Below are 20,692 nucleotides of genomic sequence, written 5' to 3'. Positions count from 1 at the left end.
ACTTTGATACAGATCTGATTATTTTTGCAATATGCTGTCTGATTGCATAAATATACATGAATTAGATCGCGTGGGGGTAAGCAAATTGCGTTCAAATCGGGTGTGATTGTTTCTTGATGTGTCAGTGAAATGTCTATCGACGAACGCAAGCGGGAACGCTATTTTAACCTAAGCTGTGTTGCTGATTGGGCAGGCAGAATTTATGACTACGAGGACGATGATGAAAAACACCGAACTGGAACAACTGATCAACGACAAACTGAACAGCGCCGCCATTAGCGACTATGCGCCGAATGGTTTGCAGGTTGAGGGCAAAGAGACGGTGCATAAAATCGTGACCGGCGTGACCGCAAGTCAGGCGTTACTGGACGAGGCGGTACGCCTGCAGGCGGATGCGGTCATCGTTCATCACGGTTATTTCTGGAAAGGCGAATCTCCGGTTATTCGCGGTATGAAGCGCCATCGTCTGAAAACGCTGTTGGAAAATGATATCAACCTGTATGGCTGGCACCTGCCGCTGGATGCTCACCCGGAACTGGGTAATAACGCGCAGCTGGCAGCGCTGTTGGGGATCACCGTCATGGGTGAAATCGAGCCGCTGGTGCCATGGGGAGAACTCTCCATGCCGGTTCCGGGGCTGGAGCTGGCATCGTGGATTGAAGCGCGTTTAGGCCGTAAACCGTTATGGTGCGGTGATACCGGGTCGGAAAAAGTTCAGCGCGTCGCCTGGTGTACAGGGGGGGGGCAGAGTTTCATTGATAGCGCAGCCCGGTTTGGTGTCGATGCCTTTATCACCGGTGAAGTTTCAGAGCAAACCATTCACTCAGCCCGCGAGCAAGGGTTGCATTTTTATGCTGCTGGTCACCATGCGACCGAACGCGGCGGCATTCGCGCATTGAGCGAATGGCTGAATGAAAATACCGATCTGGACGTAACCTTTATCGATATTCCTAATCCAGCGTAATAAAGAGGGACGAAAGTGCAGCGAGCGCGTTGTTATCTGTTAGGTGAAAGTGCGGTGGTTCTTGAGCTGGAACCTCCCATTACGCTGGCGACTCAGAAACGCATCTGGCGTCTGGCCCAGCGTCTGGTTGATGCCCCGAATGTGCTGGAAGCTATTCCGGGAATGAACAATATCACGGTTACCCTGCGCGAACCGAAAACGCTGGCGCTGGATGCGATTGAACGCCTGCAGCGCTGGTGGGAAGAGAGTGAGGCGCTGGAGCCGGACTCGCGCTTTATTGAAATTCCCGTGACCTATGGCGGTGAGTTCGGCCCCGATCTGGCTGAGGTCGCCCGGCACAGTGGATTAAGCGACAAGCAGGTCGTCGAACTTCATGCGTCGGTTGATTATGTGGTGTGGTTTATCGGTTTTCAGCCGGGATTTCCCTATCTCGGGAGCTTACCTGAATCGCTCCATACTCCGAGGCGTGCGGAACCGCGTCTGCTTGTTCCGGCAGGTTCTGTGGGTATTGGCGGATCCCAAACGGGGGTCTATCCGCTTTCCACGCCAGGTGGATGGCAATTGATTGGCCGTACCTCCGTTGCGTTATTTGATCCAAAACGGCAGGAGCCGATTCTGTTACGGGCTGGCGATACCGTGCGTTTTGTCCCGCAGAAGGAGGGGATATGTTAAACATCATTCGCGCTGGCATGTACACCTCAGTACAGGACGGGGGACGCCATAGTTTTCGTCAATCCGGAATCAGTCACTGTGGCGCGCTGGATAAACCGGCGCTGAACGTTGCTAATCTGCTGGTGGGTAATGATGCGAATGCCGCTGCGCTGGAAATCACACTGGGGCAACTGGTGGTGGAATTTGAAACCGATGGCTGGTTTGCCCTGACCGGAGCGGGATGTGAAGCGCACCTGGATCGTACTCCCGTATGGAGCGGATGGCGGCTGCCGGTGAAAGCCGGGCAGCGTCTGACGCTAAAACGTCCACACCACGGCATGCGCAGCTATCTGGCGGTAGCGGGCGGTTTTGATGTGCCCGAAGTAATGGGGTCGCGCAGTACCGATCTCAAAGTCGGAATTGGCGGGCTGGAAGGGCGTCTGCTGCGCGATGGCGATCGGCTGCCAATTGGCGCATCGACCCGGCAATTCAGCGGGCCGCAGGGCGTAAAACAGCTGATGTGGGGCAACCACATTCGTGCGCTCCCCGGGCCTGAATACCAGGAGTTTGACGAAGTATCGCAGGCTTCTTTCTGGCGCTCCCCGTGGCAGCTGAGTCCGCAAAGCAACCGTATGGGGTATCGCTTGCAGGGGCAGTCGCTGACGCGCACGACCGATCGCGAGCTATTGTCGCATGGTTTGCTCCCTGGCGTAGTGCAGGTTCCGCATAATGGTCAGCCCATCGTGCTGATGAACGATGCTCAGACGACGGGCGGCTATCCGCGTATCGCCTGTATCATCGAAGCAGATATGTATCATCTGGCGCAGATCCCGCTCGGCCAGCCGATTCATTTTGTGCAGTGTTCGCTGGAGGAAGCGCTTAAGGCGCGCCAGGATCGGCAGCGTTATCTGGAACAGTTAACATGGCGACTTAACAATGAAAATTGATCTCAACGCAGACCTCGGTGAGGGATGCCCTAACGATGCAGCGCTGCTGCAACTGGTGTCATCAGCCAACATCGCCTGTGGGTTTCACGCCGGTGATGCGCAGACGATGCTTTTAAGCGTGCGCGAAGCGCTAAAAAATGGCGTAGCGATAGGTGCGCATCCGAGTTTTCCGGATCGGGAAAATTTTGGCCGTAGCGCCATGACCCTGCCTGTGGAAACGGTGTATGCGCAGACGCTGTATCAAATTGGTGCGCTGGCTGCCATCACGCGTGCGCAGGGCGGCGTAATGCGTCATGTTAAACCGCACGGTATGCTTTATAACCAGGCGGCGAAAGATCCTCAGTTGGCGGATGCTATTGCTCAAGCGGTGTATGCCTGCGATCCGTCGCTGGTTCTGGTAGGGCTGGCGGGAAGCGAACTGATTCGTGCCGGAGAACGCTATGGTCTGGTAACACGTCAGGAGGTTTTTGCCGATCGGGGTTATCAGGCGGATGGCAGTCTGGTGCCGCGCAGCCAACCGGGCGCATTGATTGAGGATGAAGAGCAGGCGCTGGCGCAAACGCTAGAAATGGTGCAATCCGGCAGAGTAAAAAGCCAGAGTGGAACGTGGGCGAGCGTGACAGCCCAGACGGTATGCATTCACGGGGATGGTGAGCACGCACTCGCTTTTGCCCGTCGCTTGCGAGCCGCATTCAATGCATGCAATATTCAAATTAGCGCATAAATTTATTCATATAAAACAATAATATATTACACAACAACATATACAGGACTGAATTATGGGAGAGGTAATTTCTCTCTGGCCATTGACGGGGATCGCCGTCATCGTGGTCGGATTTCTTTTACGTTTTAACCCGGTATTGGTGGTCATTATTGCCGGGATCGTCACGGGGCTGGCGGCGCATATGCCGATCGCCACTATCCTTGAGAAGCTGGGTGAAGGTTTTCTTAACACCCGCAACCTGCCATTTATCCTGCTGATCCCGCTGGCGGTTATTGGCCTGCTGGAACGCCACGGACTCAAAGAGCGTGCTCAGGCGTGGATTGCAAAAATCCGCAGCGCCACCAGTGGTCGTCTGCTTATTGTCTATCTGTTCATTCGCGAAGCGACCGCTGCGTTAGGGCTGACCAGTCTGGGGGGGCATCCGCAGATGGTGCGTCCGCTGCTGGCGCCGATGGCGGAAGGGGCCGCAGAGAAAAATCACGGCGAGATACCTGGGGCGGTACGCTATCGTCTGCGCGCCATGTCAGCTGCGACCGATAACGTCGGACTGTTCTTCGGTGAAGATATCTTTGTTGCCTTCGGCGCCATCATTTTTATGCACAACTTTATGCTGGAGTCTGGTGGGATCCAGACCGAACCGCTGCATATTGCCTTGTGGGGGATCCCAACGGCAATTTGTGCATTCCTGATCCACGGTACGCGTCTGTGGCGTCTGGATAGCTATTTGCAACGTGAGGTGGCGAAAGCGAATGCCGCAGCGAAAGGTGAAGCGAAATGAATTTTCAACAAAGCTATCTCTATTGGCTGGCGGGAGCGGTATTACTGATTGTGGCGCTGATGTCCTGGCAGGACAAAGCGAACCCGCGTCGCTTCACCACCGGCCTGTTTTGGGGCATATATGGCGTACTGTTTCTGCTTGGCGACTGGACATACTCGCTGTTTGGCGACAAACGCACGGTGCATATTGCCGTTGGCGTTGCGGTGGTCGTGCTGGCCCTGATCGCCGGTTTTGGCGGCGTGAAGCTGGGAAGCTACCATCAACGAACGCAGCAACAGCGCGAAGAAAGCGCCAGTCGTCTGGGTAACCGCCTGTTTTTCCCGGCGCTGGCAATTCCGGTGGTAACGGTTATTGGCGTGCTGATGTTCAACCATATTCCGGGCTTACAGGATGCGCTGTTTGGGCCGGGTAATCACGCCACGCTGGTGACGCTCTTTTCCATGACCGCAGGCTCGTTGATTGGTCTGGCGATGGCGATAAAAATGACCCATGAGCGGGTTCACCAACCGATTCAGGAGGCGCGCCGTCTGCTGGACTCCATCGGCTGGGCGTTCATCCTGCCGCAGATTTTGGCCACGCTCGGGCTGTTGTTTACGGCAGCGGGCGTAGGCAGCGGTATTTCCTGGCTAACGCAAGAATACCTGGCGGTGGATAGCCGCTTTATCGCAGTGGCGGTGTACACCCTCGGCATGGCATTGCTGACGATGGTCATGGGCAATGCGTTTGCCGCTTTCCCGATCGTGACCGCCGGAATTGGGATTCCGATCCTCGTGCTGCAGCACGGCGGCAATCCGGCAGTAATGGCGGCAATTGGCATGTTCTCTGGCTATTGCGGGACGTTAATGACGCCGATGGCGGCAAACTTTAACATTGTTCCTGCAGCGCTGCTGGAGCTGCCGGATAAAAACGCGGTGATTAAAGCGCAGGTGCCAACCGGCATACTGCTGCTGCTGGTCAACGTGTTCCTGATGTATTTCCTGATGTTCTTGTAAGGTGACAGGATGAAAACAGTACTCATCACGGGATTTGAACCCTTTGGCGGCGAGTCAGTTAACCCTTCCTGGGAAGTGGTCTCGGGCCTCGACAATGCTATCATCGGCGGATGCCGCGTCGTTGCCCGCCAACTGCCGTGCGTCTTTGGCGAGTCTCTTGCCGTACTCAATGGTGCGATTGACGCGCTGTCGCCATCACTGGTGCTGGCGGTGGGGCAGGCGGGTGGGCGCACGGATGTCACCGTGGAGCGCGTGGCGATCAACGTTGACGATGCGCGTATTGCGGATAATCAGGGTCAACAGCCGGTAGATGTGCCGATTGTGGCCGATGGTCCGGCAGCATGGTTTAGTTCGTTGCCGATCAAAGCGATGGTTGTTGCCATGCGCAACGCGGGAATTCCGGCTTCGGTTTCCCAAACCGCGGGCACTTTCGTTTGTAACCACGTGATGTATGGCCTACTGCATAAACTACGTGACGTTCCGGCGGTGAAGGGAGGATTTATTCATATCCCTTATTTGCCGCAACAGGCTGCACAGCACCCCGGGGCGCCAAGTATGGCAGCGGACACGGTGCGCCGGGCGCTGGAAGTTGCGATTGCCACCGCGTTGCAGGTGGAGAGTGATATCGCAGTGACGGGCGGTGCAACACATTAAAAAAGGACAGTATTATGCCTGAAGGCCCGGAGATCCGCCGCGCGGCGGATAACCTGGAGGCGGCAGTCAAAGGCAAACCCCTGACCGATGTCTGGTTTGCCTTTGAGCAGCTAAAACCGTATCAATCTCAACTGATTGGGCAGAGTGTTACCCAGCTTGAAACGCGGGGTAAAGCATTGCTGACCCATTTTTCTAATGGATTGACGCTGTACAGCCACAATCAGCTCTATGGCGTGTGGCGAGTGGTGGATACCGGCAAAATACCGCAGACTTCGCGGGTACTGCGTGTCAGGTTGCAAACACACGACAAAACTATTCTGCTCTATAGCGCCTCTGATATCGACATGCTGACGCCGGAACAGCTCGCTACCCACCCGTTCCTGCAACGGGTTGGGCCGGATGTCCTGGATTTACGTTTAACGCCCGATGACGTGAAAGCGCGTCTGTTATCCCCGCGTTTTCGCAATCGCCAGTTTTCTGGCCTGCTGTTGGACCAGGCGTTTCTGGCGGGATTAGGTAACTACCTGCGAGTAGAGATTCTGTGGCAAGTAGGGCTGACCGGGCAGCATAAAGCGTCGATGCTCGGAGATGAGCAGTTGGATGCGCTGGCGCATGCGCTGCTTGATATTCCTCGTTTGTCCTATAACACCCGCGGGCTGGTGGATGAGAATAAACATCACGGCGCGCTGTTTCGCTTTAAGGTCTTTCACCGGGATGGTGAAGCCTGTGAGCGCTGTGGCGGAATCATCGAAAAAACGACGCTCTCTTCACGACCCTTTTACTGGTGTCCGGGATGTCAGCACTAAGCGGGATGCTTTGGCGCGTGTAGCGAAATAAACCGCGCCACCGCCGGGCCAGTCAATAAAATACTGAATAGCCGTAGGGTTTGCATCGCCATGATCAGCGCCATATCGGCGTGGCTCCCCGCGGCAATCACCGCAACAGAATCCACGCCGCCTGGACTGGTCGCCAGATAGGCGGTAAGAAAATCTATCTGCATGTAATGCGCCAGTCCCCAGGCCATAGCGGCGCAGATCGCCATCAGTGAAAAAATGGACAAGAGGATTTGCGGTAAGGGGCGCAACGCCATTAAAAAGATCTGCTTGTCAAAACCCAGGCCGATTTGCCAGCCGATGGCCATATAGGCAATCGCCAGCAGCCATTCCGGCAGTTCGATCACCATCACGCCACCGGCATTCAGCAATGCGCCTGCCAACATCGGTAGCAACATGACGCCAGAGGGGATACGCAATAGACGCCCGGCCGTACCGGCAACGGCGGCCAGCGCCAGGGTACTGAACAGATTGCTGCTCAGCGGCGGAAACCAGACGATTTGCTCACTGACCGTTTGGGCCTGGTCGCCCATCATCACTCGGGTGACCAGTGCCGCCGCACCAACCACCAACAGTACGCGCAGATACTGCATAAACGCCACCAGCCGGATGTCGGCACCATATTCCTGCGCCATCGCCACCATTGCCGCCGCACCGCCAGGTGACGAGCCCCATGCACCGGTGTTTCCCGGTAGGTTACTGTAGCGAACCAGCAGCCAGCCGATTACCGCGCTGCTGATAAGGGTCGCCAGCAGGATGATAATCACCATCGGCCAGTGGGCCGTAAGGGTCGTCAAGATTGAGCCCGTCAGGTTTTGGGCAATCATGCAGCCGAGAATCGCCTGCGCGCCAAGAAATGTGCAGCGGGGAGGGTGCAGTGAGATGCCGCGCATACTGAATATGATGCCGACGATCATCGAACCGAGCAGCAGCGGTCCTGGAAGGTGTATAAACAAAAAGAACAGGGAAAGAAGGAGCGATAGCAGAAACAACAGGCTCCATTGCAAAACAGGCATCCCATGCTCCTGAGTTATATGCTGCGTTTAACGTATTGATACAGCATAGAGAAAAAGCCCGCTGAAAAAAATATCAGGTATCAATAAAAACGGACTAAACGGTGAACCTGTGAATAAAACGATATGCTTGCTATCTGAAATAATCGTCGACAGCATCATTCCAGGCATGTCCGAAGATAGACCATTCCTGACTGATTGGAGGAGGAAAACCGCTCCGGCAGTATCCATTTTTAGATTCAAAATCAAACACGCCGTGTGGATAACCATTTATTAGCAACACACATTTCTTACTGTCTTCTGACCAACCGATCTTCAAATCCGATGGGATATGGCCATCTGATACGTCTTCTGCATTGTAAATATGTAGTGCATCTTTGATAGGATTTCCGTCTGAAGAGTCATCAAGCGCATAGAAATACCCGGTTTGGCCATCATCTTCAAATACAGCCGTGTAAGAACCTTCTGGGGCCAAACTTTCTATTACCTGCGCTTCACCGACAATGAGTTGAGCTTGAACCGTAACCGTTATTGTCATTTTAATTTCTCTGGATGTATAAAATTACGCTGTTTTATTATTGATATTGATAATTTAACTGCTTGATTTGAAATTTTTAGGTTGATTCTTTAAATAATGGGCATCCCTGGGATTTACGCCATCTTTTGATTTCATTCAAGACACCCTCGGGTGAATCCTCTCTGTCTTCAGGTGGGTTAAAGATAAGATCCCTGCCTTCAGAATGAGCAGTAATTTTAATTAAATGTTTTGCTAATTGACTAAAATGTTCCGTCAGGGCTTTTCCTTCTAATTTTTGCGGGTTTTCGAAGAATTCACGAAGATAATCTAACATCTCTGCTTCTGTATAGTTTTCTAAGCGTTCTTTAAACATCTATTTCTCCTCTTTATGAATGCGAATATGGTTGCGTGGCGTGTTTACTCGTAAGTTATCCATGTCGTAAACAGGTCCATCGTGTTGGATTTGTTCTATGTGATACAACTCATAGACATCTCGTCCTCCAACGGCTTCCTCTTCAATAACGAATGGTGATCCCTTATCTCTAATTATTGTCTGATTCGATTTTTTAAACTGTGACATTAGCTCAGGGCAGTCTGACACCGCAAGCCAGAATTCTTCTCTGAAATGGTCAAAGTTGCGAAACGTTCTTCCTCGCAGCGTATCTGCCTTTTAACTAGTCGAATAGTCTCCTCTAATACTGTTTTGAATCGCCACGGATAATCTAGACACTTCCGAGCCGTTGATAATACTGTTTTTCATATTCTGTCGGTGACATCTGTTCGCTAGAACCATGCCGACGCTTACTGTTATAAAACATTTCGATGTAATCAAAAATATCACTGCGGGCTTCTTCTCGCGTTCCGTAGATCTTTTTCTTTATCCGTTCACGTTTCAACAACTGGAAAAAACTTTCTGCAACCGCATTATCATGGCAGTTACCGCGACGGCTCATGCTACCCTCCAGGCCGTGTGATTTCAGGAACGACTGCCACTCATGGCTTGTGTACTGACTGCCCTGATCCGAATGAACCAGCACCTGTTTTTCGGGATTACGCCGCCATACAGCCATCAGCAGTGCGTTCAGGACAATGTCCTTTGTCATCCGGGATTGCATGGACCAGCCGATAATTTTGCGTGAGAACAGATCAACAACAACGGCAAGATACAGCCAGCCTTCGTGGGTCCTGATGTAGGTTATGTCCGTTACCCAACGCTCATCAGGAGCATCCGGATTGAACTGTCGCTGGAGCCTGTTGGGTGACACGATACTGGCCTCGCCTTTACGTGCCCGCGGGCTTCGGTATCCGACCTGAGCCTTTATTCCGACACGTTTCATCAGTCTCCAGACTCTGTTTACTCCGCACTGTTGCCCGCTGTCACGCAGATCCAGATGGATTTTGCGATAACCATAGACGCATCCCGATTCCAGCCAGAACTGTTTAATCTGTCCTGTCAGTCTCAGGTCTGCCTGATGGCGTTGTGAATGCGGCTGCTGAAGCCAGGCGTAAAAACCACTGGGATGAACATCCAGCACCCGACAGAGCAGGCGAACAGGCCAGCAACAGGAGTTGTCACGGATAAAGGCGTACCTCAGTCGGACAGCTTTGCGAAGTACGCCGCAGCTTTTTTTAATATGTCCCGTTCGTCGGTAACCCGTTTCAGCTCTTTCTGGAGACGGCGGATCTCGGCCTGAGCATCTGACTGTTCTTTATTAGTGGAAGAATCCGGACCGTACTTCTTTATCCAGGCATAAAGGCTGTGGGTGGTGATATCGAGACGTGTTGCAACGCTGGCAACAGAATAACCGCGATCAACAACCTGTTTGACTGCTTCAGTTTTAAACTCTTCGGGATAACGCTTACCGCTCATGGGCACCTCTCTTTAAGCCATCTTAAATGACTCTGAGGTGTCTGTTAAACCCGTGGCGATTCATTATACCCATCATACTTCAAGCTGCAGGTGCGTTGGCTTTGTTACTCGGCCCATCCATGGGCCTCGCCCCTTCGGGTCCGCTGCAAAAAACTCATTTAAGAACTCCAAAGTTTTAGACTCAGTGTAAACTTTCAGACAGTTTTTGAATGTTATGATATCTCTTGATATATCGCTTATTTGGAATCTTTAAATAACGCTAAGCCATGAGATGCTCTCCATTTTTTTATTTCCTTAAATATTCCTAAGGGTGAACATTCAATCTCATCTGGTGTATTAAAAATCAGTCCATTACCAAGTGGGTGCTGGGTGATTTTGACTACATGTAGTTGTAGGTCATCGATAAATTTACCAAAATCCCTGGCATTTAGCCCATATTTATTCTCAAAAAAGTTAGATAGCAGAGCAATGAACTCTGACTCAGTGTAATCGATTATTGTTTTTTCATTATCTATTAGCATTTTTATGTATTCCTATATGTAAGCGAGGAGTGGTAATGTATATATTATCCATATTAAACACTTCTCCGCCATGCTGGATTTCTTCTAAGTGATGAAGTTCAAAAGTCGTTCTGCCGCCTACCTGCTCTGAAGGAGTAGGATATGGTGCTAACCCCATTCTTATCAGGGTTTGGTTAGAAGGTTTAAAATCCTTCATAAGCTCAGGGCATTCTGACACCGCAAGCCAGAATTCTTCTCTGAAATGGTCAAAGTTGCGAAACATTCTTCCTCGCAGCTTATCCGCCACCTGTGCAGGTATCGGCGCTCCCAGCCCTGAACTGGCGGCCTCAAGCCAACGACCATTTCCGGATAAAGTTTCACCGTAGCCTGTTGCCGTACCGGGTTCGTCCCGGGCTGTTTTCAGGTATACATATATCGGCTGAATGCCTGAATCGGCCGGAAAGACCAGAATATAATCGTTAAAATCGGCGACATCCGGCACCAGGAACGGTGGCGTGGTGTACTCATTTTTGCCATCCGGAATTGGCGTCACCAGAATCGTTGTCTGATCAAGCGGCGGAACATTGCTACCCGTATGTGTGGGTAAATCGCCGGTAGCAGGATTTTCCGGCGTCCAGGTAATTAACGGCCCATCTACATTGTGGGCGGGCGTAAATTCATAGCGATGATGTTCATCATTCCACTCCATATTCGCAACGCGCACGTTTTCATACGGAGTTCCTTCGCCGGTATGCACGCCGTATACTTGCGACTTACCGTGAATGTCGGTTCCCCAGAAAAAACGAACCCGGGTTGTGGCCGTGCCGCCGATCAGCGCCTTTTTCCGTAACTCTTCTTCATACCAGAACTCATCGCGTCCGGGAACGCGTACACTGCCCGTACCAGCGGACGGTATATACAGTGCGGAAGCCAGCGCCCCGATATAAGGAACGCCTCGTGCGGCGCTGAGAATGCCACTGAGAGACCACTCGCCCCACACCTGCGTCAGTCCACCTAAGATCGGCAGTGCGACCGAGGCTTCTGCGGGCTGTGCATATCCGCAACAATCATCGACGGATGATTGTGCGAAAATCGCCATCTGTCCGAAGTTTTCAGCCGATTCTTCACTGCTCCCCGCGTCTGTACAGCCTTTCTCTTTCAGACATGATTTGGCATAGACCGGCGTGACCGCAGGAATGTGTGGTGCTGGGGGGAAAGGGAGTTTCGCAACGGGTATTATCGAACTAGTCGGCTGATTGCGAAGCGGTATAAACAAACGGTTGTACTCAGCAGGAAACGCCAGGTAGTCAAACTCCGTATTGGCAATCAGGTGCTTGCAAAGAATATAGTCATACGATACCGCAATTTCTTCGGTATCAAGCTCATTTAGGGTCACATATGTTTGTATGCTTTTTACCGAAGCATTTCTTAATTGAATGTAATAGTAGCGTTCCCATCTGCCAAATCTGTTTATTCTCCAGAAATCAATTTCAATAAACAGAAATTCATTATTATTGATGGCATTAATAAATAATGGCGTACTTTTATCAATTAGTTTTTCGAATCTTAGCGCATGGGTATTAATACCAGAACCTGTGCCAACTAATCCGTTAGAGAGTGAAAAAGAAAAAATCTCATCAGGATGATTTTCCTGCCAGCGGTTGCCTACCGATGCGTCGGTACCACAACCAGAAGAGATCTCGCCTTGTTGCTCACCTGTTACCTTCAGATAAATAAGGTCGCCCATGTCATTTAATCCAGCGCTGGTTTTTATCGTGCTGGATTAAATAACTAATGAATTTAAAAATCAAATAACGTATTAGCGATTAATGCTATATTAAATAGAGTGGGGTTAGGATGGATTTAAATATATTTAAGGACAGGTGAACTATAGGAGATAATATTGAAGAGGTAAATGCAACAAACAGGACTGGATCTGAAAAAAGCCACCGGAATTACCCGGTGGCCTGAACAATTAACGCTTAATATCAGACTTAAAATCGCGCTTGTCGTAGCCGGTGTACAGCTGACGCGGACGAGCGATTTTCATGCCGTCGGTGTGCATTTCGTTCCAGTGTGCAATCCAGCCCACGGTACGCGCCATGGCGAAGATAACGGTGAACATGGAAGACGGAATACCCATCGCCTTCAGGATGATGCCGGAGTAGAAATCTACGTTCGGGTAGAGTTTCTTCTCGATGAAGTACGGGTCGTTGAGCGCAATGTGTTCAAGTTCCATCGCCACTTCCAGCAGATCATCTTTGGTGCCCAGTTCTTTCAGTACTTCATGGCAGGTTTCACGCATGACGGTGGCGCGCGGGTCATAGTTTTTATAAACACGGTGACCAAAGCCCATCAGGCGGAAGGAATCATTCTTGTCTTTCGCGCGGCGAACAAATTCCGGAATGTGTTTAACAGAGCTGATTTCTTCCAGCATTTTCAGCGCAGCTTCGTTTGCGCCGCCGTGTGCGGGTCCCCACAGGGAAGCAATACCGGCCGCGATGCAGGCAAACGGGTTAGCGCCAGAAGAACCGGCGGTACGAACGGTAGAGGTTGAGGCGTTCTGTTCGTGGTCAGCGTGCAGGATCAAGATACGGTCCATTGCGCGTTCCAGAATCGGATTCACTTCGTATTTTTCGCACGGCGTGGAGAACATCATGTTCAGGAAGTTACCGGCGTAGGAGAGGTCATTACGCGGGTACACGAACGGCTGTCCGATGGAATATTTGTAGCACATCGCTGCCATGGTCGGCATTTTGGACAGCAGACGGAAGGCGGCGATTTCACGGTGACGCGGATTATTCACATCCAGCGAGTCGTGGTAGAACGCAGCCAGCGCCCCGGTAACACCACACATAACGGCCATCGGGTGAGAGTCGCGGCGGAAACCGTGGAACAGGCGGGTGATCTGTTCGTGGATCATGGTATGGCGAGTGACTGTGGTTTTGAACTCGTCGTACTCCTCCTGCGTCGGTTTTTCGCCGTACAGCAGGATATAACACACTTCCAGATAGTTCGACTCGGTCGCCAACTGATCAATCGGGAAGCCGCGATGCAGCAAAATACCTTCGTCACCGTCGATGAAAGTAATTTTGGATTCGCAGGATGCGGTAGAGGTGAAACCTGGGTCAAAAGTAAACATCCCTTTTGAGCCAAGACTACGAATATCAATAACATCTTGACCGAGCGTACCTTTCAGCACATCCAGTTCAATAGCAGAGTCACCATTTAGAGTGATTTTTGCTTTAGTATCAGCCATTTACGGTCTCCTTAGCGCCTTATTGCTTAAGACTGCTGGAACTCACATTTGCCTTCGTACATCAATGAACCGTTACCAGTTTGTTATTTGGCTCGCCGCTCTGCGAAAGAGGGGATAACCTGGGTACAGAGCTATGGGCGCTTGCAGGTAAAACGGTCTTTTCATGGCGAATAAACTGCAAATCAAGAACTTAGCAATCCGAATTATTAAACCTGTCTATCACTAATAACTGTCCTGACTGTATTGGTCAATACTTCACTTCCACACTGTTACATAACTAAATGTCCGGTGAAAGAGTGACCCCATAACTTTTACGCATTATATGCTTTTTCTGGTGTCGTTTGTAACAACTTTGTTTAATGATTGTCAAATTAGATGGTTAAAAATTAAAATAATGTTGTTATCGTGACCTATGTCACTGTTCGGGATAAAACCCGACAAACTATATGTAGGTTAATTGTAATGATTTTGTGAACGTCCTATACTGCCGCCAGGTCTCCGGAATACCCTGCAATCCCGAGCCAACCAGCGTTGTAACGTGTCGTTTTAGCATCTGGAAGCAGTGTTTTATATGACGCGTAGTTATAGTAAGGACGCTGTCTGACCCGCACGCAGACCGGAGGAAGGAAATCCCGTCGTCTTTCAGGCTACAGGTGTCTTCATCTTCTGTACCCGAAGTCCAAAGGGAATAATAAGAACAGCATGTGGGCGTTATTCATGATAAGAAATGTGAAAAAACAAAGACCTGTCAATCTGGACCTACAAACGATCCGGTTCCCAATCACGGCGATAGCGTCCATTCTCCATCGCGTATCCGGAGTGATCACCTTCGTGGCGGTCGGGATTCTGTTGTGGTTATTGGGTACCAGCCTTTCCTCCCCTGAAGGTTTCCTCGCGGCGTCATCCATTATGAATAACTTCTTTGTGGAGTTAATTCTGTGGGGGATCCTGATTGCGCTGGCATATCACGCCGTAATGGGCATTCGCCATCTGTTGATGGATTTTGGCTATATCGAAGAAACCCTCGAAGCAGGGACACGTTCCGCCAAAATTTGTTTCGTTATCATTGTCGTGCTTTCACTTCTCGCAGGAGTCCTCGTATGGTAAGCAACGCCTCCGCATTAGGACGCAACGGCGTACATGACTTCATTCTGGTCCGTGCTACCGCTATCGTTCTGACGTTATACATCATCTATATGGTCGGCTTCTTCGCCACCAGCGGCGAACTGACGTTTGAAGTCTGGACCGGTTTCTTCTCATCGGCATTCACCAAAGTCTTCACCCTGCTGGCTCTTTTCTCCATCTTGGTTCATGCCTGGATCGGCATGTGGCAGGTGTTGACCGACTACGTTAAACCGCTGGCCGTGCGCCTGATTCTGCAACTGGCTATCGTCGTTGCGCTGGTGGTTTACGTCATTTATGGATTTGTTGTGGTGTGGGGTGTGTAATGAAACTGCCAGTCAGAGAATTTGATGCTGTTGTGATTGGTGCCGGCGGCGCAGGTATGCGCGCGGCGCTGCAAATTTCCCAGAGCGGTCAGACCTGTGCGCTGCTCTCCAAAGTGTTCCCAACCCGTTCCCATACCGTATCTGCGCAAGGTGGCATCACCGTTGCGCTCGGTAATACCCATGAAGATAACTGGGAATGGCACATGTACGACACCGTCAAAGGGTCGGACTACATAGGTGACCAGGACGCTATTGAATATATGTGTAAAACCGGTCCGGAAGCGATTCTGGAGCTGGACCACATGGGGCTGCCGTTCTCTCGCCTCGATAATGGCACAATTTATCAACGTCCGTTTGGCGGCCAGTCGAAGAATTTCGGCGGCGAGCAGGCGGCACGTACCGCGGCAGCGGCAGACCGTACCGGCCATGCGCTGTTGCACACGCTGTATCAGCAGAACCTGAAAAACCACACCACCATCTTCTCCGAATGGTATGCGCTGGATCTGGTCAAAAATGCCGATGGCGCGATTGTTGGTTGTACCGCGCTGTGTATTGAAACCGGTGAAGTGGTTTACTTCAAAGCCCGCGCAACCGTGCTGGCGACCGGCGGTGCTGGCCGTATTTATCAGTCCACCACCAACGCCCACATCAACACCGGTGACGGCGTCGGTATGGCTATCCGCGCTGGCGTGCCGGTGCAGGATATGGAGATGTGGCAGTTCCACCCAACCGGTATCGCTGGCGCGGGTGTTCTGGTAACAGAAGGCTGTCGTGGTGAAGGTGGCTACCTGCTGAACAAACACGGTGAGCGCTTCATGGAGCGTTATGCCCCGAATGCTAAAGACCTGGCGGGTCGTGACGTGGTGGCGCGTTCCATCATGATCGAAATCCGCGAAGGTCGCGGCTGCGACGGTCCGTGGGGGCCGCACGCCAAACTGAAACTCGACCACCTGGGTAAAGAAGTGCTGGAGTCCCGTCTGCCGGGTATTCTCGAACTGTCCCGTACCTTTGCTCACGTTGACCCGGTGAAAGAGCCGATCCCGGTTATCCCAACCTGCCACTATATGATGGGCGGTATTCCGACCAAAGTCACCGGCCAGGCGCTGACCGTGAATGAGCAGGGCGAAGATGTGGTGATCCCAGGGCTGTTTGCGGTCGGTGAAATCGCCTGTGTATCGGTTCACGGTGCTAACCGTTTGGGCGGCAACTCACTGCTTGACCTGGTGGTATTTGGTCGTGCTGTGGGTCTGCATCTGCAGGAATCTATCGCAGAGCAGGGTGACCTGCTGGATGCAACCGAAGATGAAATCGACGCTTCTCTGGCGCGTCTGAATCGCTGGAACGGTAACCGTAACGGTGAAGACCCGGTGGCAATTCGTAAAGCGCTGCAAGAATGTATGCAGCATAACTTCTCGGTATTCCGCGAAGGCGATGCGATGGCGAAGGGCCTGGAAGAGCTGAAAGCGATTCGCGAACGCCTGAAAAATGCCCGTCTGGACGATACCTCCAGTGAGTTCAACACCCAGCGCGTTGAGTGTCTGGAGCTGGATAACCTGATGGAGACCGCGTACGCCACTGCAGTATCTGCAAACTTCCGTACCGAAAGCCGTGGCGCGCATAGCCGCTTCGACTTCCCGGAACGTGATGACGAAAACTGGCTGTGCCATTCCCTGTACCTGCCAGAGTCGGAATCCATGACGCGACGTCAAGTCAATATGGAACCGAAGCTGCGCCCGGCATTCCCGCCGAAGATTCGTACTTATTAATGCGGAGACAGGACAATGAAACTCGAGTTTTCAGTTTATCGCTATAACCCGGATGTTGATGACGCTCCGCGCATGCAGGATTACACCCTGGAGGCGGAAGAAGGGCGCGACATGATGCTGCTGGATGCGTTGATGCAGCTGAAAGAAAAAGATCCGTCGTTGTCGTTTCGTCGCTCATGCCGTGAAGGGGTCTGCGGCTCCGACGGTCTGAACATGAACGGCAAAAATGGACTGGCCTGTATCACACCTATTTCTGCGCTGAATCAGCCGGGCAAAAAAATTGTCATTCGCCCGCTGCCAGGTTTACCGGTTGTGCGCGATTTGGTGGTAGACATGGGACAATTCTACGCACAGTATGAGAAGATTAAGCCTTACTTGTTGAATAATGGGAAAAATCCTCCGGCTCGTGAGCATTTACAAATGCCAGAGCAGCGTGAGAAGCTCGATGGGCTGTATGAATGTATTTTGTGTGCATGCTGCTCAACGTCCTGCCCATCATTCTGGTGGAACCCGGACAAGTTTATTGGCCCGGCAGGCCTGTTGGCCGCGTATCGCTTCTTAATTGATAGCCGCGATACCGAGACCGACAGCCGTCTGGAAGGTTTAAGTGACGCTTTCAGCGTATTCCGCTGTCATAGCATCATGAACTGCGTCAGCGTATGTCCTAAAGGGCTGAACCCGACGCGCGCCATCGGTCATATTAAGTCGATGCTGCTCAAACGTAGTGCATAAGTAGTTGTAGTTGCCGGGGAAGAGATTCCCCGGCCGTGCAGGGAAACCTCTAAAAACTGCCACATTGATAGCAATAATCGCAGCCTGAACGACGACGATTATTAGACAGTTTTTAAAGGTTCCTTAGCGGACGCAGATGACACGACAGTCCGCAACAAGTGAACCCCGGCACGCACATCGGTGTGCGTGGTAGTATCCACGGCGAAATAAGCATACAAATGCTTAAGGGATCACGATGCAGAACAGCGCTTTGAAAGCCTGGTTGGACTCTTCTTACCTCTCTGGTTCTAACCAGAGCTGGATAGAACAGCTCTATGAAGACTTCTTAACCGACCCTGACTCGGTAGATGCTAACTGGCGTTCGACGTTCCAGCAGTTACCTGGTACCGGAGTCAAACCGGATCAACTCCACTCAAAAACACGTGATTATTTCCGTCGACAGGCGTTGATTACCCCACGTTACTCTTCTTCTATTTCCGACCCTGATGCCAATGTGAAGCAGGTTAAAGTCCTGCAGCTCATTAACGCCTATCGTTTCCGCGGTCATCAGCATGCGAATCTCGATCCGCTGGGACTGTGGCAGCAAGAAAATGTGGCCGATCTGGATCCCTCCTTCCACGATCTGACCGATGCGGATTTCCAGGAAAGCTTTAACGTGGGTTCTTTTGCCGGTGGCAAAGACACGATGAAGCTGAGCGACCTGGTTGTCGCGCTGAAACAAACCTACTGCGGCCCGATTGGCGCCGAGTATATGCACATCACCAGCACCGAAGAAAAACGCTGGCTTCAGCAGCGTATCGAGTCTGGTCGTACTGCGTTCAGTAGTGAAGAGAAGAAACGCTTCCTCAGCGAACTGACCGCAGCGGAAGGTCTGGAACGCTACCTGGGCGCGAAATTCCCGGGCGCGAAACGCTTCTCGCTGGAAGGCGGTGATGCGTTAATCCCAATGCTCAAAGAGATGATCCGCCACGCCGGTAACAGCGGTACCCGTGAAGTGGTACTGGGTATGGCGCACCGTGGTCGTCTGAACGTCCTGGTTAACGTGCTGGGTAAAAAGCCGCAGGATCTATTCGACGAATTTGCGGGCAAACATAAAGAACACCTCGGTACCGGTGACGTGAAGTACCACATGGGCTTCTCATCGGATATCGAAACCGAAGGCGGTCTGGTGCATCTGGCGCTGGCGTTTAACCCGTCGCACCTGGAAATCGTTAGCCCGGTGGTTATCGGTTCCGTACGTGCACGCTTGGATCGTCTGGACGAGCCGAGCAGCAATAAAGTGCTGCCAATCACTATTCATGGTGATGCGGCAGTAACCGGGCAAGGCGTGGTTCAGGAAACCCTGAACATGTCGAAAGCGCGTGGTTACGAAGTGGGCGGTACCGTTCGCATCGTTATCAATAACCAGGTGGGCTTCACCACCTCTAACCCGCTAGATGCACGTTCTACACCATACTGCACCGACATCGGTAAGATGGTTCAGGCGCCGATTTTCCACGTGAACGCGGATGACCCGGAAGCGGTCGCTTTCGTAACGCGTCTGGCACTGGATTTCCGTAATACCTTTAAACGCGATGTCTTTATCGATCTGGTGTGCTACCGCCGTCACGGCCACAACGAAGCCGACGAGCCAAGCGCAACCCAGCCGCTGATGTATCAGAAAATCAAAAAGCATCCGACCCCGCGCAAAATCTACGCTGACAAGCTGGAAGCGGACAACGTCGCTACGCTGGAAGATGCGACCGAAATGGTCAATCTGTATCGTGACGCGCTGGACGCAGGCGAATGCGTGGTGAAAGAGTGGCGTCCAATGAATATGCACTCCTTCACCTGGTCGCCGTACCTCAACCACGAGTGGGATGAAAACTACCCGAACAAAGTTGAGATGAAGCGTCTGCAGGAGCTGGCAAAACGCATCAGCACCGTGCCTGAAGCGGTGGAAATGCAGTCGCGTGTTGCCAAAATTTACGGCGACCGTCAGGCCATGGCCGCAGGCGAGAAGCTGTTCGACTGGGGTGGCGCAGAGAATCTGGCTTACGCCACGCTGGTTGATGAAGGTATTCCGGTACGTCTGTCGGGTGAAGACTCTGGCCGCGGAACCTTCTTCCACCGTCATGCGGTGATTCATAACCAGGCGAATGGTTCAACGTACACTCCGCTGCAGCATGTGCATAACGGCCAGGGCACGTTCCGCGTATGGGACTCCGTGCTGTCTGAAGAAGCGGTGCTGGCATTCGAGTACGGTTATGCCACGGCAGAACCGCGCACCCTGACTATCTGGGAAGCGCAGTTCGGTGATTTCGCCAACGGTGCGCAGGTGGTTATCGACCAGTTCATCTCTTCCGGCGAGCAGAAATGGGGCCGTATGTGCGGTCTGGTTATGCTGCTGCCACACGGCTATGAAGGTCAGGGCCCGGAGCACTCCTCCGCGCGTCTGGAACGTTATCTGCAACTTTGCGCTGAGCAAAACATGCAGGTTTGCGTCCCGTCTACCCCGGCACAGGTTTACCACATGCTGCGTCGTCAGGCGCTGCGCGGAATGCGTCGTCCGCTGGTAGTGATGTCACCGAAGTCGCTGCTGCGTCATCCGCTGGCGGTGTCCACGCTGGACGAACTGGCAAATGGCACCTTCCTGCCAGCCATTGGCGAAGTAGATGAACTTGATCCTAAAGGCGTGAAGCGTGTCGTGATGTGTTCTGGTAAGGTTTATTACGACCTGCTGGAGCAACGCCGCAAGAACGACCAAAAAGATGTCGCCATTGTGCGTATCGAACAGCTCTATCCGTTCCCGCATAAAGCGGTGCAGGAAGCGCTGAAACCGTTTGCTCATGTACATGATTTTGTCTGGTGCCAGGAAGAGCCGCTCAACCAGGGCGCATGGTACTGCAGCCAGCATCATTTCCGTGAAGTAATTCCATTTGGGTCAGCTCTGCGTTATGCAGGTCGCCCGGCCTCTGCCTCTCCGGCAGTAGGATATATGTCCGTTCACCAGAAGCAGCAACAAGATCTGGTTAATGACGCGCTGAACGTCGATTAAATAAAGG

21 protein-coding genes are annotated in these 20,692 nt (G+C 52.1%); 13 read left to right on the top strand and 8 right to left on the bottom strand.

The genetic code is table 11. The features are described from left to right. The first annotated feature begins 220 nt into the window (after window positions 1-220). The 8 genes from ybgI to nei are packed head-to-tail and all read left to right on the top strand — an operon-like array spanning window position 221 to window position 6,516. Window positions 221-964 (top strand): radiation resistance protein YbgI, encoded by a 744-nt coding sequence (ybgI, locus tag HV334_RS16855; RefSeq protein WP_181221912.1) that lies wholly within the window; start codon window positions 221-223, stop codon window positions 962-964. Between the two features lie 15 nt (window positions 965-979). After that, complete coding sequence (pxpB, locus tag HV334_RS16850) at window positions 980-1,636, top strand: 5-oxoprolinase subunit PxpB (RefSeq protein ID WP_181220666.1); 657 nt, start codon at window positions 980-982, stop codon at window positions 1,634-1,636. Further along, window positions 1,630-2,562: a 5-oxoprolinase subunit PxpC gene (pxpC, locus tag HV334_RS16845; protein WP_047497731.1), complete on the top strand. Its 933-nt coding sequence runs from the start codon at window positions 1,630-1,632 to the stop codon at window positions 2,560-2,562. The genes pxpB and pxpC overlap by 7 nt, the downstream gene beginning before the upstream one ends. Beyond that, entirely contained in the window at window positions 2,552-3,286 is a 735-nt protein-coding gene (gene pxpA / locus HV334_RS16840) for a 5-oxoprolinase subunit PxpA (RefSeq protein WP_053388605.1), read from the top strand. Before pxpC ends, pxpA begins: the two co-directional genes overlap by 11 nt. A gap of 55 nt (window positions 3,287-3,341) precedes the next feature. Then, a complete protein-coding gene (locus HV334_RS16835; protein ID WP_003831395.1) occupies window positions 3,342-4,064 on the top strand; it encodes a DUF969 domain-containing protein in 723 nt (240 codons plus the stop codon). Further along, complete coding sequence (locus HV334_RS16830) at window positions 4,061-5,056, top strand: DUF979 domain-containing protein (RefSeq protein WP_016152277.1); 996 nt, start codon at window positions 4,061-4,063, stop codon at window positions 5,054-5,056. The genes HV334_RS16835 and HV334_RS16830 overlap by 4 nt, the downstream gene beginning before the upstream one ends. A gap of 9 nt (window positions 5,057-5,065) precedes the next feature. Beyond that, window positions 5,066-5,710 carry a pyroglutamyl-peptidase I gene (gene pcp / locus HV334_RS16825; protein ID WP_016155998.1) on the top strand — a complete coding sequence of 215 codons (645 nt, stop codon included), beginning with the start codon at window positions 5,066-5,068 and terminating at the stop codon, window positions 5,708-5,710. A 14-nt stretch (window positions 5,711-5,724) separates the two neighbouring features. Further along, complete coding sequence (nei, locus tag HV334_RS16820) at window positions 5,725-6,516, top strand: endonuclease VIII (protein ID WP_047497737.1); 792 nt, start codon at window positions 5,725-5,727, stop codon at window positions 6,514-6,516. Here nei and HV334_RS16815 read toward each other — a convergent pair. The 8 genes from HV334_RS16815 to HV334_RS16785 form a co-directional block, all read right to left on the bottom strand. Next, complete coding sequence (locus tag HV334_RS16815; RefSeq protein WP_016156000.1) at window positions 6,513-7,559, bottom strand: AbrB family transcriptional regulator; 1,047 nt, start codon at window positions 7,557-7,559, stop codon at window positions 6,513-6,515. The genes nei and HV334_RS16815 overlap by 4 nt on opposite strands. Before the next feature lie 130 nt (window positions 7,560-7,689). After that, complete coding sequence (locus HV334_RS16810; protein WP_181220665.1) at window positions 7,690-8,094, bottom strand: DUF2251 domain-containing protein; 405 nt, start codon at window positions 8,092-8,094, stop codon at window positions 7,690-7,692. A gap of 76 nt (window positions 8,095-8,170) precedes the next feature. Then, entirely contained in the window at window positions 8,171-8,446 is a 276-nt protein-coding gene (locus HV334_RS16805) for a bacteriocin immunity protein (RefSeq protein WP_153690603.1), read from the bottom strand. Continuing rightward, window positions 8,447-8,731, bottom strand: coding sequence for an HNH endonuclease (locus tag HV334_RS25500; protein ID WP_323741284.1), 285 nt, complete (start codon window positions 8,729-8,731; stop codon window positions 8,447-8,449). A gap of 64 nt (window positions 8,732-8,795) precedes the next feature. Continuing rightward, window positions 8,796-9,943, bottom strand: a protein-coding gene (locus HV334_RS16800; protein ID WP_131020090.1) for an IS3 family transposase whose coding sequence is annotated in 2 segments (ribosomal slippage) — window positions 8,796-9,694 and window positions 9,694-9,943 — 1,149 coding nt in all. Because the reading frame shifts where the segments join, the coding sequence is not laid out codon by codon here. Between the two features lie 236 nt (window positions 9,944-10,179). Then, window positions 10,180-10,464, bottom strand: coding sequence for a bacteriocin immunity protein (locus tag HV334_RS16795; RefSeq protein ID WP_153690602.1), 285 nt, complete (start codon window positions 10,462-10,464; stop codon window positions 10,180-10,182). Beyond that, the gene (tssD, locus tag HV334_RS16790; protein WP_153690601.1) at window positions 10,451-12,190 is read right to left on the bottom strand and encodes a type VI secretion system tube protein TssD; all 1,740 of its coding nucleotides are present in this window, start codon (window positions 12,188-12,190) and stop codon (window positions 10,451-10,453) included. The genes HV334_RS16795 and tssD overlap by 14 nt, the downstream gene beginning before the upstream one ends. Window positions 12,191-12,418: 228 nt before the next feature. Further along, window positions 12,419-13,702, bottom strand: coding sequence for a citrate synthase (locus HV334_RS16785; RefSeq protein WP_016152281.1), 1,284 nt, complete (start codon window positions 13,700-13,702; stop codon window positions 12,419-12,421). Between the two features lie 702 nt (window positions 13,703-14,404). Here HV334_RS16785 and sdhC point away from each other — a divergent pair. From sdhC to sucA, 5 genes are all read left to right on the top strand, one after another. Next, on the top strand, window positions 14,405-14,809 hold the full coding sequence (gene sdhC / locus HV334_RS16780; protein WP_016152282.1) for a succinate dehydrogenase cytochrome b556 subunit: 405 nt from the start codon (window positions 14,405-14,407) through the stop codon (window positions 14,807-14,809). Further along, window positions 14,803-15,150, top strand: coding sequence for a succinate dehydrogenase membrane anchor subunit (gene sdhD / locus HV334_RS16775; protein ID WP_181220664.1), 348 nt, complete (start codon window positions 14,803-14,805; stop codon window positions 15,148-15,150). The genes sdhC and sdhD overlap by 7 nt, the downstream gene beginning before the upstream one ends. After that, window positions 15,150-16,916, top strand: coding sequence for a succinate dehydrogenase flavoprotein subunit (gene sdhA / locus HV334_RS16770; protein ID WP_003022919.1), 1,767 nt, complete (start codon window positions 15,150-15,152; stop codon window positions 16,914-16,916). The genes sdhD and sdhA overlap by 1 nt, the downstream gene beginning before the upstream one ends. A 15-nt stretch (window positions 16,917-16,931) precedes the next feature. Continuing rightward, the gene (gene sdhB, locus HV334_RS16765; RefSeq protein WP_003022921.1) at window positions 16,932-17,648 is read left to right on the top strand and encodes a succinate dehydrogenase iron-sulfur subunit SdhB; all 717 of its coding nucleotides are present in this window, start codon (window positions 16,932-16,934) and stop codon (window positions 17,646-17,648) included. A gap of 235 nt (window positions 17,649-17,883) precedes the next feature. After that, entirely contained in the window at window positions 17,884-20,685 is a 2,802-nt protein-coding gene (gene sucA / locus HV334_RS16760; RefSeq protein ID WP_016152283.1) for a 2-oxoglutarate dehydrogenase E1 component, read from the top strand. The last annotated feature ends 7 nt before the right edge of the window (window positions 20,686-20,692 follow it).

Origin of the sequence: Citrobacter sp. RHBSTW-00944 (genome assembly GCF_013615435.1) — a bacterium.
Lineage (GTDB): Bacteria > Pseudomonadota > Gammaproteobacteria > Enterobacterales > Enterobacteriaceae > Citrobacter > Citrobacter braakii.
The sequence above is the reverse complement of the archived record's forward strand: the minus strand, read 5'-3'. Positions and strand labels throughout refer to the sequence as shown.

Excerpts from the sequence above, each read along its gene's own strand:
- ybgI (WP_181221912.1), top strand. The coding sequence starts at position 221 with ATGAAAAACACCGAACTGGAACAACTGATCAACGACAAACTGAACAGC.
- pxpC (WP_047497731.1), top strand. The coding sequence starts at position 1,630 with ATGTTAAACATCATTCGCGCTGGCATGTACACCTCAGTACAGGACGGG.
- pxpA (WP_053388605.1), top strand. The coding sequence starts at position 2,552 with ATGAAAATTGATCTCAACGCAGACCTCGGTGAGGGATGCCCTAACGAT.
- HV334_RS16835 (WP_003831395.1), top strand. The coding sequence starts at position 3,342 with ATGGGAGAGGTAATTTCTCTCTGGCCATTGACGGGGATCGCCGTCATC.
- HV334_RS16830 (WP_016152277.1), top strand. The coding sequence starts at position 4,061 with ATGAATTTTCAACAAAGCTATCTCTATTGGCTGGCGGGAGCGGTATTA.
- pcp (WP_016155998.1), top strand. The coding sequence starts at position 5,066 with ATGAAAACAGTACTCATCACGGGATTTGAACCCTTTGGCGGCGAGTCA.
- nei (WP_047497737.1), top strand. The coding sequence starts at position 5,725 with ATGCCTGAAGGCCCGGAGATCCGCCGCGCGGCGGATAACCTGGAGGCG.
- HV334_RS16815 (WP_016156000.1), bottom strand. The coding sequence starts at position 7,559 with ATGCCTGTTTTGCAATGGAGCCTGTTGTTTCTGCTATCGCTCCTTCTT.
- HV334_RS16810 (WP_181220665.1), bottom strand. The coding sequence starts at position 8,094 with ATGACAATAACGGTTACGGTTCAAGCTCAACTCATTGTCGGTGAAGCG.
- HV334_RS16805 (WP_153690603.1), bottom strand. The coding sequence starts at position 8,446 with ATGTTTAAAGAACGCTTAGAAAACTATACAGAAGCAGAGATGTTAGAT.
- HV334_RS16795 (WP_153690602.1), bottom strand. The coding sequence starts at position 10,464 with ATGCTAATAGATAATGAAAAAACAATAATCGATTACACTGAGTCAGAG.
- tssD (WP_153690601.1), bottom strand. The coding sequence starts at position 12,190 with ATGGGCGACCTTATTTATCTGAAGGTAACAGGTGAGCAACAAGGCGAG.
- HV334_RS16785 (WP_016152281.1), bottom strand. The coding sequence starts at position 13,702 with ATGGCTGATACTAAAGCAAAAATCACTCTAAATGGTGACTCTGCTATT.
- sdhC (WP_016152282.1), top strand. The coding sequence starts at position 14,405 with ATGTGGGCGTTATTCATGATAAGAAATGTGAAAAAACAAAGACCTGTC.
- sdhD (WP_181220664.1), top strand. The coding sequence starts at position 14,803 with ATGGTAAGCAACGCCTCCGCATTAGGACGCAACGGCGTACATGACTTC.
- sdhA (WP_003022919.1), top strand. The coding sequence starts at position 15,150 with ATGAAACTGCCAGTCAGAGAATTTGATGCTGTTGTGATTGGTGCCGGC.
- sdhB (WP_003022921.1), top strand. The coding sequence starts at position 16,932 with ATGAAACTCGAGTTTTCAGTTTATCGCTATAACCCGGATGTTGATGAC.
- sucA (WP_016152283.1), top strand. The coding sequence starts at position 17,884 with ATGCAGAACAGCGCTTTGAAAGCCTGGTTGGACTCTTCTTACCTCTCT.